The organism is Aminipila butyrica (assembly GCF_010669305.1).
Lineage (GTDB): Bacteria > Bacillota > Clostridia > Peptostreptococcales > Anaerovoracaceae > Aminipila > Aminipila butyrica.
Genome location: NZ_CP048649.1, coordinates 2,569,762 through 2,584,863, shown reverse-complemented (window position 1 = coordinate 2,584,863; position 15,102 = coordinate 2,569,762). Strand labels below are relative to the sequence as shown.

Annotated in this window: 14 protein-coding genes; 6 read left to right on the top strand and 8 right to left on the bottom strand. The window is 47.3% G+C overall.

Annotated features, from left to right (window positions below):
* Nucleotides 1-272: 272 nt before the first annotated feature.
* From Ami103574_RS12315 to pfkA, 6 genes are all read left to right on the top strand, one after another.
* Nucleotides 273-2,294, top strand: a complete 2,022-nt coding sequence (locus Ami103574_RS12315) for a sodium-translocating pyrophosphatase (protein ID WP_163067278.1) — start codon at nt 273-275, stop codon at nt 2,292-2,294.
* Nucleotides 2,295-2,505: 211 nt separating this feature from the next.
* Complete coding sequence (locus Ami103574_RS12310; RefSeq protein ID WP_163067277.1) at nt 2,506-2,889, top strand: BMC domain-containing protein; 384 nt, start codon at nt 2,506-2,508, stop codon at nt 2,887-2,889.
* Nucleotides 2,890-2,893: 4 nt separating this feature from the next.
* A complete protein-coding gene (locus Ami103574_RS12305; RefSeq protein WP_163067276.1) occupies nt 2,894-3,373 on the top strand; it encodes a EutP/PduV family microcompartment system protein in 480 nt (159 codons plus the stop codon).
* 179 nt (nt 3,374-3,552) lie between these two features.
* Complete coding sequence (locus tag Ami103574_RS12300; protein ID WP_163067275.1) at nt 3,553-5,088, top strand: YfcC family protein; 1,536 nt, start codon at nt 3,553-3,555, stop codon at nt 5,086-5,088.
* Nucleotides 5,089-5,239: 151 nt separating this feature from the next.
* Complete coding sequence (locus Ami103574_RS12295; protein WP_163067274.1) at nt 5,240-8,701, top strand: DNA polymerase III subunit alpha; 3,462 nt, start codon at nt 5,240-5,242, stop codon at nt 8,699-8,701.
* A 74-nt stretch (nt 8,702-8,775) separates the two neighbouring features.
* A complete protein-coding gene (gene pfkA / locus Ami103574_RS12290) occupies nt 8,776-9,738 on the top strand; it encodes a 6-phosphofructokinase (protein ID WP_163067273.1) in 963 nt (320 codons plus the stop codon).
* Between the two features lie 90 nt (nt 9,739-9,828).
* On the opposite strand, the gene Ami103574_RS12285 is transcribed toward pfkA, so the two are convergent.
* From Ami103574_RS12285 to hisC, 8 genes are all read right to left on the bottom strand, one after another.
* The gene (locus Ami103574_RS12285; protein WP_163067272.1) at nt 9,829-10,035 is read right to left on the bottom strand and encodes a helix-turn-helix transcriptional regulator; all 207 of its coding nucleotides are present in this window, start codon (nt 10,033-10,035) and stop codon (nt 9,829-9,831) included.
* A gap of 5 nt (nt 10,036-10,040) precedes the next feature.
* Nucleotides 10,041-10,337: a hypothetical protein gene (locus Ami103574_RS12280; protein WP_163067271.1), complete on the bottom strand. Its 297-nt coding sequence runs from the start codon at nt 10,335-10,337 to the stop codon at nt 10,041-10,043.
* 187 nt (nt 10,338-10,524) lie between these two features.
* Nucleotides 10,525-11,178 (bottom strand): bifunctional phosphoribosyl-AMP cyclohydrolase/phosphoribosyl-ATP diphosphatase HisIE, encoded by a 654-nt coding sequence (gene hisIE / locus Ami103574_RS12275; RefSeq protein WP_163067270.1) that lies wholly within the window; start codon nt 11,176-11,178, stop codon nt 10,525-10,527.
* Nucleotides 11,179-11,206: 28 nt separating this feature from the next.
* Complete coding sequence (hisF, locus tag Ami103574_RS12270; protein WP_163067269.1) at nt 11,207-11,962, bottom strand: imidazole glycerol phosphate synthase subunit HisF; 756 nt, start codon at nt 11,960-11,962, stop codon at nt 11,207-11,209.
* Complete coding sequence (hisA, locus tag Ami103574_RS12265; RefSeq protein WP_163067268.1) at nt 11,959-12,729, bottom strand: 1-(5-phosphoribosyl)-5-[(5-phosphoribosylamino)methylideneamino]imidazole-4-carboxamide isomerase; 771 nt, start codon at nt 12,727-12,729, stop codon at nt 11,959-11,961. The genes hisF and hisA overlap by 4 nt, the downstream gene beginning before the upstream one ends.
* Nucleotides 12,726-13,355 (bottom strand): imidazole glycerol phosphate synthase subunit HisH, encoded by a 630-nt coding sequence (gene hisH / locus Ami103574_RS12260; RefSeq protein ID WP_163067267.1) that lies wholly within the window; start codon nt 13,353-13,355, stop codon nt 12,726-12,728. The genes hisA and hisH overlap by 4 nt, the downstream gene beginning before the upstream one ends.
* Complete coding sequence (hisB, locus tag Ami103574_RS12255; RefSeq protein WP_163067266.1) at nt 13,352-13,942, bottom strand: imidazoleglycerol-phosphate dehydratase HisB; 591 nt, start codon at nt 13,940-13,942, stop codon at nt 13,352-13,354. The genes hisH and hisB overlap by 4 nt, the downstream gene beginning before the upstream one ends.
* Nucleotides 13,943-13,953: 11 nt before the next feature.
* On the bottom strand, nt 13,954-15,090 hold the full coding sequence (hisC, locus tag Ami103574_RS12250) for a histidinol-phosphate transaminase (RefSeq protein WP_163067265.1): 1,137 nt from the start codon (nt 15,088-15,090) through the stop codon (nt 13,954-13,956).
* Nucleotides 15,091-15,102 lie beyond the last annotated feature (12 nt).

Here is a 15,102-nt window from a genome sequence, read left to right as displayed (position 1 = left end):
TTTTTGCCAAATTTAATAAGTTTTATTGGACTTATTTGTGAACCTGGTATAAAATATTTAGCGAGCATCCCGTTTAATTCCCCTGATTATTTCCGGAATTATAGATTTTATATATTTACCACAGATTTATGTCGGGAGTAAATCTGAATGGATGAAGAAGGAAAAGGGTAGAATTGTAAATATACGGTATCAGTATGCCATGCTTGGTTGAAGAAAACCTATTAAGGGACCTTCAATCTGGCAAATTTTTTAATGTAAAGGGAGATATAAAAATGACCAATTTTATCGTGGCAGCATCTATTTTAGCATTGATATTTGCAGCCTATTTATCCAGGTCAGTTCTTAAAGAAGATATGGGAACTGCAAAAATGATTGAAATCTCAGAGGCAATCCAGCAGGGGGCAATGGCTTTTTTAAACAGACAGTACAAGTCCTTGCTTCCAATCGCTATCATTATTTTTATTGTTCTTGGATTGTTGACTGAACACAAGTGGGCTTCGGCCATCTCTTTCGGCGTAGGTGCCCTCTTCTCTGCTTTGGCAGGTTATCTGGGTATGTACATCGCTACCAGAGCTAACGCCAGAACGACTCATGCAGCAAAGAGCAGTCTGCGAAAAGCATTAGGTATCGCTTTTAAAGGCGGTTCTGTAATGGGTATGGGCGTAGTAGGGTTAGGCCTGCTAGGCGTATCTCTGTTATATTTTTTCGTGGCAAAGCAGAATCCGGATTCCATCGCTGCTATTGACAGCTTTGCTTTCGGTGCTTCCCTGATTGCTCTGTTCGCCCGTATCGGCGGCGGTATCTTCACCAAAGCAGCAGATGTAGGTGCGGACTTGGTAGGTAAGGTAGAAGCAGGAATTCCTGAAGACGATCCGAGAAATCCGGCTGTTATTGCTGACAATGTAGGTGACAACGTAGGTGACGTTGCCGGTATGGGCGCTGACTTGTTTGAATCCTATGCGGCTACTTCAATTGCAGCTATGCTGTTAGGTACCTTTATGCCAGGTCAGACCGGCGTAATCCTGCCGCTTCTGTTGGGTGCAGCTGGTATCATTGCTTCCATCGTTGGAACTTTGTTTATCTATACTGGAAACGACGAAAATCCGCAGTCCGGACTGAACAGGAGCCTTTACTCCTCCTTCATCCTTTCTGCTATCGCTGCATTTTTCTTGACTAGATACTTACTACCAGATCACCAGATTCAATTTTTCGTTGCCATCATGGCTGGTCTTATAGCTAACCTTCTCATCGGTTTTGTGACGGAGTATTTTACAGCTCAGCACTATGCACCGGTTAAGAATATTGCAGAATCCTCCAAGACTGGTGCGGCTACTAACGTTATCTACGGCTTCTCTGTAGGTCTGGAAAGTACAGCGGTGCCTATTATCATCATCATCGCTACTGTAGCAGTAGCTTATCTGGTACCAGGGGGCGGCGTATATGGATTCTATGGTATCGCTTTGGCTGCTATGGGTATGCTGTCTATGGCTGGCACCATTGTTGCCATCGACGCTTACGGTCCGATTGCAGATAATGCAGGCGGTATCGCTGAAATGGCTGGCTTAGATCCAGAAGTTCGTCAGGTAACGGACAAGCTGGACTCTGTAGGAAACACTACAGCGGCTATCGCTAAGGGCTTCGCCATTGGTTCTGCTGCTATTACGGCCATCGCGCTGTTCTCCGCTTTTGCACAGCGAGCTGGTCTGGCATCTTTGGATATCTTGAATCCGATGATTATGCTGGGTCTGTTGTTCGGTGCGATGATTCCGTTCCTTTTCTGCGCATATGCAATGCGTGCAGTTGGAACAGCAGCTTTTGAAATGATCGAAGAAGTAAGAAGACAGTTCAGAGAAATCCCGGGCCTGCTGGACGGCAAGGCGAAGGCTGACTATAAGCGTTGCGTAGATATTTCTACAAAGGCCGCTATTAAGAGAATGATTAAGCCAGGTCTGCTGGCCCCTTTAAGCGTTATCGTTGTTGGCTTCGGTATTGCAGCCTTTAATCCAGAAGTCGCCTTAAATGTTATGGGCGGTATGCTGGTAGGCGGTACAGCCAGTGGTGTATTATTGGCGCTGACTATGTCCAATGCCGGTGGTGCATGGGATAATGCGAAGAAGTATATCGAGGCTGGTGCCCTGGGTGGCAAAGGCTCAGAAGCTCACAAGGCTGCTGTAGTTGGCGACACCATCGGTGACCCGTTCAAGGATACAGCTGGTCCGTCCTTAAACGCTGTTATCAAGGTTATGGGTACTATTTCCTTGATTGTTGCTCCGATTATCGCTGCTATGATCTAAATCTTGCAGATTTATAAATAAAGCATGAAAAAAGACTGTGTTTAATGAAGTTTAGACACAGTCTTTTTTATGGGTAAATTTCCGTGTAAAATTTGTTCAACTTCAGAAAATGTGTTATAATTAATGAAAGAATTGCAAGCGTTGCTTGCCGTTCATCATAATGAAAAAGATAAACTATAATGTAAAAACGTAAAGAAAAGAGATGAAGAGTATGGACATAAGAGATTTATTACCAGAGGATTCAGAAGGAAGATTGAGGATTATACAGGAAAGCGTACCAGGAAAGCAGATTTCTCTGGCCCACATTATTGGTGGACCGAGACCAATTATCTACAAGAAGCTGGGGCTCAATCCTGACATTGATTTTGACAGTTCCGCTATTGGCATCCTAAACGTGACGCCGCCTGAATCGGCTGTCATCGCCAGTGATGTGGCCATCAAGTCCGGAGACGTGTATCTGGGGTTTGTGGACCGGTTCAGCGGCAGCTTGATTATCACGGGTCGGTTGTCAGAGGTGGATACGGCTATGGGAGCGATTGTCAACTATTTTAAGAATGAACTGGAATTTGCGGTGTGCAAGATTACAAGAAGGTAATATTATGAGGAAAATTATGCTTCTTGGACGCAGTGAAGCGGGAAAGACCACGTTGACTCAAGCCTTAAAGGGAGAGAAAATTACTTATCATAAGACCCAGTATGTCAACTACTATGATGTGATTATCGATACGCCGGGAGAATATGCAGAGACCAACAAGCTGGCTGGAGCATTGGCGATCTATTCCTATGAGGCGGATGTAATCGGTATGCTGCTCAGTGCCATCGAACCTTACTCCTTGTATCCTCCTGCGGTATGTGCGATTGCCACCCGGGAAGTGGTAGGCATTATCACGAAGATTGATCATAAAGATGCCAATGTGGCGCAGGCGGAGGAATGGCTGCGTCTGGCGGGCTGTGAGAAAATCTTTTTCATCAGTTCCTATACAGGAGAAGGAATTTCAGATATTTTAGAATATTTAAAAGAAGATGGGGATGTACTCCCTTGGGAGGAAGCGAAAGCAAAAGACGACCTGTTGATATAGCAAATTGCTCTATAGATGTGGCAAAAAACACCATAAAAATAATGATAATTTGTTGCAACTCACAGTTTTTGAATAATTATTTAATTTTTTTCCAAAAACCATTGAACCCTATAACAAAACTGTATACAATAACAACTGCACTAGCTAAATTCTATATAATTTGTTAAGGAGAGTTAAACATGGAGGAAAAAAATGTAGTGGGGTCGGGAGCTCCAGCGAAGAAAAAGCGTCAATTCCCATCGGCTTTCACGGTATTATTTATTATTTTAATCATTGCCGCTATTGCCACCAATTTCATGCCTACGGGAACTTATTCCAAGCTGCTTTACAATGCAGACAGCAATCAGTTTGATATCACTGCGCCAGATGGCAGTGTGGCATCCATGGCTGCGGATCAGCAGACTTTGGATGAACTGAACATTAAAGCAAAGCTGGACTTGTTCCTGGACGGCAGTATCTATAAACCCATCGGCATTCCGGGAAGCTATGAAGCCATCGATCCAAACCCACAGGGCTTTACCGACGGTGTTTTAGCTTTAGTCAACGGTGTATATGATACCATTGATATCAGTTTGTTCATCTTTGTACTGGGCGGTATGCTGGCTTATCTGAATAAGTCTGGCGCTTTCTCCGCAGGTATGGGGGCGCTCTCTCGAGCAACCAAGGGAAAAGAATACATTCTGGTCATTTTGATTACTTTCTTAATTTCCTTGGGTGGTACTACCTTTGGTATGGCCGAGGAAACGGTTGCACTGTATGCAGTAGTCATTCCAATCTTTGTTATCGCCGGTTATGATGCCTTGGTAGGTATCGCCGCTGTATACTTTGGATCCTGCATTGGTACAATGTGTTCTACAGTTAATCCGTTTTCCGCAGTTATCGCTTCCAATGCCGCTGGTATCAACTTTATGGAAGGTTTCCAGCTGAGAGTGGCAGCGCTGATTGTGGGTACAGTGATTTGTATCCTCTACGTAATTCGTTACGGAAACATGGTACGGAAGAATCCAGAAAAGTCTCTGATTCTGGAAAGCAAGGCTTATATCGATGAAAAGTATTGCAGTGAGGCAGAAGTGCCTGAACTGACTCTGCGGTTCAAGATTATCCTTCTTCAATTCTTTGCAACCTTTGCTATCATGGTTTACGGCGTTGTAAAGCTGGGCTGGTGGTTCGGCGAAATGACAGGCTTGTTCCTGGTTTCTGCCATCATCATGGGCCTGATTCTGCGTATGAGCGAAACCGAGATGGTCAGCGAATTCTTGGCAGGTGCTGGAGATATGATTGGTGTCGCCTTGATTTGCGGTGTAGCCCGGTCTATCAACGTAATTCTGGAAAACGGTCTGGTATCCGATGCCCTGTTGAACACCATGTCCGGCTGGGTAGAAGGCATGAGCCCATATGTATTTGCTATCGTGATGTACTTTATCTACATCATTTTGGGCTTCTTTATCAACTCTTCTTCTGGTCTGGCTGTGCTGTCTATTCCAATTATGGCTCCGCTGGCAGATGCAGTAGGACTTCCTAGAGAAGTTGTTATTACCGCATACATGTTTGGTCAGGGTACCATGGGCTTCATCACGCCAACCGGCTTAGTATTGGTAGTTCTCCAACTGGTTCGAGTAAATTACGACAAATACATAAAGTTTGTTCTGCCGTTGATGGGCATTTTGGTGGTATTCTCCATTGCCTTCCTCTGCGTTGAGGTAGCAATGGTTTAGGAAACGCCAATAGCTATATGTAGGATAAAGAGAAGAAAGGGCTTCCGGTCAATGTACTGGAAGGCCTTTTTTTTCTGCCCGTATCTGGTAGAAAAGACGGGAATGTGGTAAAATATAGAGGTAGGGTTTATGCCCAAGAAGGAGAACAAATATGGCATTTACACATCTTCATGTACATACAGAATACAGCCTGCTGGACGGTGCGGCCAGGATAAAGGAGCTGATACCCAGAGCCAAGGAACTGGGTATGGATTCCATCGCCATTACCGACCACGGGGTTATGTTCGGCGTCATTGACTTTTACAGAGAAGCGCTGAAACACGGCATCAAGCCCATCATTGGCTGCGAGGTATACACCGCTGCCAGAACGATGCTGGACAAGGATGCAGATAAAGATAAATATCAGGGACATTTAGTCCTTTTAGCAAAAAATCAACAAGGCTACCAGAACTTGATTAAAATTGTATCTGAGGGATTTACCAAAGGGTATTATTATAAGCCGCGAATCGACAAGAGCGTGTTGCGGCAGCACAGTGAAGGAATCATTGCTTTATCGGGCTGTCTGGCGGGAAATATCCAGCGGAAGCTGATGAACCGGGATTACCAGGGGGCAAAGGAGGAGGCGTTGGCTCTTTTAGATATTTTCGGGGAAGGGAACTTCTATCTGGAATTGCAGGATCAGGGGTTGGAAGAAGAATATGCAATCATGGAAGATATGAAAAAGCTGCGGGCAGAGACTGGCATTCCTTTTGTGGCCACTAACGATGTGCACTATGTAAGACAGGAGGATGCAGTAGCCCACGATGTGCTGCTGTGCATTCAGACCGCTACCAATGTGGACGACGAAAAACGCATGCGTTTCCCCAATGACCAGTTTTATTTGAAATCTGAGCAGGAGATGCGAGTTCTTTTTGCCGGCATACCAGAGGCCATAGAAAACACCCAGATTATTGCTGACCAGTGCCAGGTGGACTTTACCTTTGGAGAGCTTCATCTGCCGGAATTTGAAGTGCCAGAAGGGAAGGAAAAGAGTCAGTATCTGCGGGAACTGTGCGAAAAAGGCATTCACTATCGCTATGGGGAGGGCAGTCCGGAGATTTGGCAGCGGTTGGAGTATGAGCTGTCTGTCATTGAGAAGATGGGGTATGTGGAATATTTTCTCATCGTCTGGGATTTCATTAATTACGCGAAAGAAAATAAGATTGTAGTCGGTCCGGGACGAGGCTCGGCAGCGGGGAGCATTGTTGCGTATGCTTTAAAGATTACCGATATTGACCCCATCCGCTACTCTTTAATCTTTGAACGATTTCTCAATCCGGAGCGAATCAGTATGCCGGATATTGACATTGACTTTTGCTACGAACGCAGGCAGGAAGTTATCAACTACGTTATTGAAAAATACGGAGAGGATAAAGTTGCCCAGATTATTACCTTTGGTACCATGAAGGCAAAAGCGGCCGTGCGGGATGTGGGACGGGCCTTAAACATGAGTTATGCGGAGACCGACGCCATTGCCAAGGCGATTCCTTTTGATCTGAAGATGACCATCGGCAAAGCCTTGGAGATGAATCCGGAGTTGCGGGCTGCTTACGAAAACGACAAACGGGTGGCACAGGTTATCGACATGGCTAAGGCCTTGGAAGGGATGCCTCGACACGCCTCCACCCACGCCGCAGGAGTGGTAATCTCTAAAAAGAGTATCGACGAATACGTGCCGCTGTATCTAGCAGAAAAAGGCATATCTACTCAATTTACCATGACGACCATTGAAGAACTGGGTCTGTTGAAAATGGACTTTTTAGGTCTGCGGAACTTGACCGTTATCCGGGATGCGCTGGAAATGATTGAGGCCAATCACGGCGTGCAGATTGACTTTTCCAAGATGACCTACGACGACCCATTGCCGTATGAGATGATTGCTGCTGGCAACACACAAGGGGTGTTCCAGCTGGAAAGCGGCGGTATGACGCAATTTATGAAAAACCTGCGTCCGGACTGCTTTGAAGATATTGTGGCCGGTATCTCCCTGTACCGACCAGGACCGATGGGGTCCATTCCTACCTATATTGCCAACAAAAAGAATCCGGAGCAAGTCGAGTACCTACATAAAAGCCTAGAGCCAATCCTGTCCGTGACATACGGTTGCATGGTGTATCAGGAGCAGGTTATGCAGATTGTCCGGGACTTGGCTGGCTACACCTTTGGCCGAAGCGATTTGGTGCGTCGTGCCATGGGAAAAAAGAAGATGGATGTGATGCTCAAGGAAAAGGAATACTTTATCCATGGGCAGGACGACGAGAATGGCCAGGTGGAGGTCATGGGCTGTGTACGAAATGGCATTCCCGAAGACATCGCCGGAGAAATTTTCAACCAGATGGTCAGCTTTGCCGAATATGCTTTCAATAAGTCTCATGCAGCAGCCTATGCGGTGGTAGCCTATGAGACGGCCTATTTAAAAGCTTATTATCCGGTGGAATTCATGGCTGCCCTGATGACCAGCGTCATCGGGGATGGAGTTCAAATCGCCAAGTACATCCGCAATTGTAATGAAATGGGCATCGAGGTACTGCCTCCTTGTATTCAGGGCAGCAATAAAAAGTTTACCGTGGTGAATGGTAAGATTCACTTTGGCTTACTGGGCGTAAAAAACGTGGGGCCGGGCGTCATCGACGAAATTCTCCGGGCTCGGGAAGAAAAGGGGCAGCCAAAAGACATCTTCCAGTTTATAGCCAACCTAAACATTCACGAAGTGAACAAGAAAGCCATCGAAAGCTTGATTAAGGCCGGCGCGTTGGATTGCCTTAATGAAAACCGAGCTCAGCATTTGGCGGTGTATGAAGGGCTGGTAGAATCGGCCCAGAGCAATTCGAAGAAGAACATTGAAGGGCAAATGTCACTTTTCCAGCTGAACAGTCAGGAGATGGAGGTGGAATCCATCGCTGGGAAGCTGCCAGAGGTGGCTAATTTTGCTCAGGCTATCCTCATGGCCATGGAGAAGGAGATGCTGGGGGTTTACTTAACGGGACATCCGCTGAAAGACTATGAGCAGCAGATTGAAAAGCTAACCACGGTCACCGCGGAGGATTTAGCTCATGCGGATACTAACGAAACGATTACCGATGGCATGAAAGCCACCGTGGCAGGTATCATCAGCGGCAAGAAGATGTTGGTGACAAAGAATAACCGGCAGATGGCTTTTCTGGATTTGGAAGACCTATATGGCGAGATTGAAGTGGTTGTGTTCCCTAATATTTACGAGCGGTATGGACAACATCTCAAGGAAGAAGCCATCGTAGCCATTCGAGGTACGGTGAACTTCAAAGAGGATGAAAATCCGAAGATTTTGGCGGATAAGATTATACCACTGGAAGAACCTGAGGGAGAGGTACAAAGTCCGCTGAAAATTCGCATACCGAAGGCCTTGGATGAAGGCAAATGCCTAAGCCTGATTAAAGAGTTGATTCTCTCTAATAAGGGAGAAAAGCCCGTAATGATTTACAGCGAACAGAGCGGACAGCGGTTTAAGACCAATCGGGACTTGTGGGTTGATGCCAATGACAGCTTTCTTCAAGCGGTGGAAGCGCTGTTGGGAGCAGAAAATGTAAAGCTGTGAAGGGGCGCGTTCGAGGACCTGGAAAGAAAAGCATAAAAAAGGCCATACTATAGGAGAGTGGGAGGTAATGAGTGATGAAGAAAATCGGCGTATTGACAAGCGGTGGCGATTCACCAGGCATGAATGCGGCTATTCGGGCTGCTGTCAGGGGAGCCATTTATCTGGGCATGGAAGTCTATGGCATTGAGAAGGGGTATGAAGGGCTCATCGACGGTGATATCCGGCAGATGGACATTTCCTCGGTTTCTGATATTCTGCACAAGGGGGGCACAATCCTGCGGACGGCTAGAAGTGACCGATTCATGACGGTAGAAGGGCAAAAGCGGGCCAAGCAGATGCTGGAGAGCTTTGGCATCGAAGGGCTGGTGGTCATCGGTGGAGACGGCTCCATGAAGGGTGGACTTGATTTGTCTAAAATGGGCATCGTGGTCATGGGGCTGCCAGGCACTATCGACAACGATTTGGGCTATACAGATTACACCATCGGCTTTGATACCTCGGTGAACACGGTACTGTCGGCCATCAGCAACATTCGGGATACCTCCTCCTCTCATGAGCGAACAACGGTTATTGAAGTCATGGGCAGACATTGCGGAGATATCGCCTTGTATGCCGGACTCACCGGCGGAGCCGAGACGATTCTAATACCGGAAGTAGGCGTGGATATTAATGCTGTATGCAGAAAGATGGTGCAGGGACGGAACCGAGGTAAACTGCACAATATCATTATCAAAGCAGAGGGGATTGACATGTCTACTCAAGAGCTGGCCGACATCCTGCGGGAGCGGACAGGCATGGAGACAAAGATTGTGGTCCTGGGCTATATCCAGCGGGGAGGCTCCCCTACGGCTAGAGATCGGATGCTGGCTAGTCGATCAGCCTATAAGGCAGTGGAGCTGTTAAATGAAGGCAGTGAAAGCCGGGCCATTGGCATAAACGGCAGTGAGATTGTTCACTACGATTTGGCAGATGCCTTGCAGATGAAGAGGGATTACGACAAGCAGGTGATGGAGCTGGCGGATATTTTGTCAATCTAACTGAAACGATGCCCATTAGGACTGTGTCTTAATGGGCATCAACTCATAGGGGTCAGCCACGCCGATGTGGTTATACCGCAGGGCAGCTTTTCATTTTAGGATGGTTGGGTCGGGTTCAAAAAGTTCGTCTACTGTGGTTTTCAGTATGTTTGCCAGTTTAAAGGCTAATAGCAGAGTAGGGTCATATTTGTCATTTTCAATTGCATTTATTGTTTGTCGTGTGACGCCTAATGCCGTCGCTAAATCTTCCTGTCTATATTTTTTTTCTTTGCGCAGTTCCCTAATATTATTCTTCATAATTTTCAGCGACCAACGGTAAAATACAAAATTGCACCAAACACAAGTAGCAAGAAGATAACACCCAAAGAAATAAATGTTTGTTTTTTTCCACTATCATCATCTACATTAGATTTAGCAACGTTCGTGACAAAGAAATAAACTAAAAATTGTAGGATGACTAAAATCGATGGCAATGACATTTCTTGAGTTTTAATAAAGTTATATGCACCCCATATAAAGAGCGATACTACTAGGAATAAATAACTCCATTTGATTCCTTTCAAGTTTATCTGCCATTCCATTTCGTCCATTTTTCTCATAATTAAACCTCCATAATGTAAAAAGAATTTTACATTTATAGAGTACTGTCCACACACAAAAATGTCAATAGTTTTTTACATTTTGATATCAGTAGATTTTGGAAATATCTGTTTTGCATGCATGCTAAATCTGTTGGCTGTTTGTCTCATCATTTTTATATCTGGTAGTTGCTTCCTTGGAGGAATCTTATGTTGTCATCTTCTCTTGCTTAATTTTCTGATCAATTACGTGCCGGGAGGACAGTTCCTGACGGACTTCTTCCAGGGAGATGTCCATCTGCACTAGGAGCACCATTAAGTGATAGGCCAAATCAGCCACTTCGTAGATGGTTTCTTTTTTATCCTGGGCCTTGGCGGCAATAATGACCTCAGTGGCTTCTTCTCCAATTTTTTTTAAGATTTTATCTAAGCCCTTTTCAAACAAGTAAGTGGTATAAGAACCTTCCTGCTTGTTTTCTTTTCGTTCGGCAATCAATTCCATCAGCAGATTTATATTGAAGGGCAAGGTCTGGGTTTCACTGATGTACACCGGCTCTTTAAAACAGGATTCCCTCCCCAGGTGACAGGCGGGGCCGTCTTTGTGGACATATATCGCCAAAGAATCTCGATCGCAGTCGGTTTCAATCGCTGCAATGTGCTGATAGTTGCCGGAAGTTTCTCCTTTTAACCAGTATTCTTGCCGAGAACGGCTCCAAAAGCAAGTGAGCCCTTCGGCTATAGAACGCTCCAGGCTGGCCTTGTTCATATAGGCCAAGGTCAGCAGCTGACCGCTGACTGCATCCACCACCACAGCCGGAATTAATCCCTTTTCATCGTACTTCAATTTATCTATCTTTATCATTACATACTCCTTCTGCTCACCGTGGGAATCAGCGAACGGTAATACCTGCTTGAGCCAACTGAGCTTTCAAATCCGGAATGGACACTTCCCCGAAGTGGAAGATAGAGGCCGCCAGCCCCGCGTCCACCTTGGGAAGCTGCTGGAAGAGGTCAATAAAATCCTCTATGCCCCCAGCACCCCCGGAGGCTACCACCGGTACCGATACCGCCTGGCAGATTGCAGACAGCAGCTCCAGATCAAAGCCTGCCTTGACTCCATCTGTATCAATGCTGTTGACCACCACCTCTCCGGCGCCTAAGTCTACGGCCTCCTTTATCCAAGCGAGAGCATCCAGGCCGGTATTTTCCCGGCCACCCTTGGCAAAAACCGTAAAACAACCATTTACCCGCTTGATATCCACCGAGAGAACGACACACTGATTCCCATAGCGAAGAGCCGCTTGACGAATCAGCTGAGAATCTTTTAAAGCGCCTGAATTAACGCTGACCTTGTCGGCTCCACATCTCAGCACCCGGTCAAAATCTGCCAGGCTGTTGATGCCGCCGCCTACAGTCAGGGGGATGAAGATACTGCCAGCCACCTTGGTTAAGATATCCGTAAACAACCGCCGATTTTGCGAAGAGGCAGTAATATCGTAAAATACGAGTTCATCCGCTCCGTGTTCCGAATAATATCTAGCCAGCTCCACCGGAGAGGAGACGTCAGCTAGACCGGCAAAGTTTACGCCTTTGACCACCCGTCCATCTCGCACATCCAGACAGGGGATAATCCGTTTCGTAATCATCGGCGGGCCTCCTTTCTCTCTGCTTCTGGGAGGGGATTCTGGCTTGCTGAAGTGGCTACAGCTGTCTCTAAGGCTTCTTCTAGGGTAAAAGCCCCTGTGTATAGGGCCTTGCCTAAAATAGCCCCGTGAAGGCCCATGGCAGAGAGGGCACTGATATCTAACAGGGTGGACACTCCTCCAGAGGCGATAATGTCTAAAGAGTAGGCCTGAGAAAGCCGTCGATACAGCTGGCGGTTCGTTCCCTTCATGGCTCCATCTCTAGAAACATCGGTGCAGATGATGGTTTGAACGCCCAACTCCTGCATTTGCTGGCAAAACTGGTCACAAGTGTATGTCGATAACTCCGTCCAGCCCTTAATCGCTACTTTTTCTTCCTTTATATCGATGCCTACGGCGATCTGGCTGCCGTAGCTGCGGACGGCCTCTTTTAGAAAAGCAGGGTCTGTAATGGCTGCTGTGCCCAGAATCAGCCGATCCACGCCCATATCTAGGTAGGTCTCTGCGGTTTTCATATCTCGGATGCCTCCTCCCAGCTGAACAAACAGATCCACATGCTCGACGATATTTTTTATAGCCGACAGATTGGTGGTTTTACCATCTCTGGCCCCCTCCAGATCTACTAGATGAAGAGAAGAACTCCCTTGAATTTTATAGGCTTCTGCCACTGTCAAGGGGGATTCATCGTATATTGTCATTTGACTATAATCCCCTTTAAACAAGCGTACAGCGGCACCTTGGTATAAATCGATAGCTGGATAAATGTTCATAGATCTTCTCCCATCTCGCAAAATGCTCGTAAAATATTCAAGCCTACCAGGCCGCTTTTTTCTGGGTGGAACTGACAGCCGCAGATGTTTCTTCGGGCTACTGCAGCGGTAAGAGCTGCTCCGTATTCACTGAAGGCGATGAGGGCCGGACCCCAGGGAGCGGCATAATAGGAGTGGACAAAATATACGCAATCCCCGTCATTTGTATAATTGAAAAGGGGATGTTTTTCTTGATCTGTAGGAAAGTGCAGAGCATTCCAGCCCATGTGAGGTACTTTCAGATCCGGGGGAATGACCGAAGAAATGGGTTGTACCTGACCGCGAATCAATCCAAGTCCGGTGTGCAGCCCATATTCGCTGCTGGTATCAAAGAGCAGCTGCATGCCTAGGCAGATCCCCAAGAGAGGCTTGCCCTTGTCCGCTTCCTCTAGGAGGACTTGGTCAAGGCCGCTGCGTCTTAACTTTTGGGCAGCATCCCCGAAAGCGCCTACACCTGGCAAGATAATTCGTTGTCCCTGGCGGATGGTTTCAGGCTGGTTACTGATGGTTACCGGCTGACCGATTGCCTCCAAGGAGCTTTTGAGGGAGAATAGGTTCCCTACGCCGTAGTCGATGATGGTTATCATAATAATGCTCCTTTTGTGGAAGGAATCTGATCAGGCCGGGCTTGGTCGATTTGAATGGCCTGAGCCATAGTTCGGGCAAAAGCCTTAAACGTTCCTTCAATAATGTGGTGGGTATTCCTGCCAGCCAGCTGTTGGATGTGAAGAGTCAGGCCGGATTTTCGCACAAAGGCTAAAAAGAACTCCTCCACTAACTCCGTATCAAAGGTGCCCACCTTAGGCCTGGTTAGCTGTAAATCAAAAGCCAGAAAGCTGCGGCCTGAGAAATCAGCGGCACAGAGAATCAGGGCCTCATCCATGGGTAGGATGATGTGGCCATAGCGCTGAATGCCTCGCATTTCCCCCAGGGCTTCGGCAAAGGCAGTGCCCAGGCAGATACCAATGTCTTCTGCCGTATGATGATCGTCTATGTAGTTGTCCCCGGTGCACTGAAGCTCCAGATCAAAGTTGCCGTGGCGAGTGAAGAGAATCAGCATGTGATCCAAAAACCCGCAGCCAGTGGCAATATGGCTTTGCCCGCTGCCGTCTAGGTTTAAAGACAGGCAAATATCAGTCTCGGTGGTGGTTCGTTTGTATTGGCTGGTGCGCATGAGAGCTCCTTTCACTGGTTGCAGATGGAGAGCGTGGCTGCATTGCGGGCGAAATTAGATGCAGCTATCGGCGGAAAAGCAGCAGGCCGCTGAGCCAAAAGTTCCGCTGTCTGAAGGAGAAACTGCTCCATCTGTGCTCTGGTCCCGATGGTAATTCGATTATAGGCTTCGATGGCAGGAGTTGAAAAATGGCGGATAAGAATCCCTCGCTGTTTCAGTTCCTGATACAAGGTTTGCCCACTGATGTTTTCGTGGCAGGCAAAGAGAAAATTGGCCTTGGAAGGCAGGACTGTAAAGCCCAGCTGCCGCAGCCTGTCGGCGGTATACTCCCGGGTTTGGGCGATGAGACGGCACTTCTCTCGGTAATAGGCCTGGTCTTCGATAGCGGCTTCTCCGGCCAGCAAAGTCAGTCGGTTGATGTTGTAGGGGTTGGTGGCGTATTTTAGCCGCTCCAGATCTTCTATGAGGGCTTGGTTTCCCAAGGCGAAGCCCAGCCGGGCTCCGGCCATGGAACGGGATTTGGAAAAGGTCTGTACCACCAACAAGTTTTCGTATTGTCCGATGAAGGAACAACAGGATTCGCCGCCGAAATCGATATAGGCTTCGTCTATAACCACCACGTTGTGCCGGTTGGTTTTGAGGATTTCCTCTATCTCAGCTAGGGAGAGCACAAGGCCTGTAGGGGCGTTGGGATTGGCAATAACAATGAGTTGTTTCAGGCCCAAGTAATCTTGAACGTCGATGGAAAAGTCGGCCTTCAATGGAATCGGGAACCCAGGGAGCTGGTGAAGGTCTGCAAAGACCTTATAAAAGCCATAGCTGATGGCGGGAAAGGCCACGCCAGTCTTAGGGTTGCCGAAGGCCATAAAGGCAAAGTGGAGAATGTCATCAGAGCCGTTGGCTACGTATACTTGTTTTGGCCCAACGCCATATGCTGCTGCCAGCTTGTTCCGAAGACGGGTGCTCTCGGGGTCAGAGTAGAGCCGGAGTTGTTCCAACTGCCCCTGTCCGATTGACTGGAGTACGGAAGGGGATGGTGGATAGGGGGATTCGTTGGTGTTTAGTTTGATGTAGATCATGTCCTGAGGCTGCTCTCCCGGCGTATATGCTTCCAGGCCTTGATATTTTTCATTTAAAAATCTGCTCATGTCTGCTTCCTT

Excerpts from the sequence above, each read along its gene's own strand:
- Ami103574_RS12315 (WP_163067278.1), top strand. The coding sequence starts at position 273 with ATGACCAATTTTATCGTGGCAGCATCTATTTTAGCATTGATATTTGCA.
- Ami103574_RS12310 (WP_163067277.1), top strand. The coding sequence starts at position 2,506 with ATGGACATAAGAGATTTATTACCAGAGGATTCAGAAGGAAGATTGAGG.
- Ami103574_RS12305 (WP_163067276.1), top strand. The coding sequence starts at position 2,894 with ATGAGGAAAATTATGCTTCTTGGACGCAGTGAAGCGGGAAAGACCACG.
- Ami103574_RS12300 (WP_163067275.1), top strand. The coding sequence starts at position 3,553 with ATGGAGGAAAAAAATGTAGTGGGGTCGGGAGCTCCAGCGAAGAAAAAG.
- Ami103574_RS12295 (WP_163067274.1), top strand. The coding sequence starts at position 5,240 with ATGGCATTTACACATCTTCATGTACATACAGAATACAGCCTGCTGGAC.
- pfkA (WP_163067273.1), top strand. The coding sequence starts at position 8,776 with ATGAAGAAAATCGGCGTATTGACAAGCGGTGGCGATTCACCAGGCATG.
- Ami103574_RS12285 (WP_163067272.1), bottom strand. The coding sequence starts at position 10,035 with ATGAAGAATAATATTAGGGAACTGCGCAAAGAAAAAAAATATAGACAG.
- Ami103574_RS12280 (WP_163067271.1), bottom strand. The coding sequence starts at position 10,337 with ATGAGAAAAATGGACGAAATGGAATGGCAGATAAACTTGAAAGGAATC.
- hisIE (WP_163067270.1), bottom strand. The coding sequence starts at position 11,178 with ATGATAAAGATAGATAAATTGAAGTACGATGAAAAGGGATTAATTCCG.
- hisF (WP_163067269.1), bottom strand. The coding sequence starts at position 11,962 with ATGATTACGAAACGGATTATCCCCTGTCTGGATGTGCGAGATGGACGG.
- hisA (WP_163067268.1), bottom strand. The coding sequence starts at position 12,729 with ATGAACATTTATCCAGCTATCGATTTATACCAAGGTGCCGCTGTACGC.
- hisH (WP_163067267.1), bottom strand. The coding sequence starts at position 13,355 with ATGATAACCATCATCGACTACGGCGTAGGGAACCTATTCTCCCTCAAA.
- hisB (WP_163067266.1), bottom strand. The coding sequence starts at position 13,942 with ATGCGCACCAGCCAATACAAACGAACCACCACCGAGACTGATATTTGC.
- hisC (WP_163067265.1), bottom strand. The coding sequence starts at position 15,090 with ATGAGCAGATTTTTAAATGAAAAATATCAAGGCCTGGAAGCATATACG.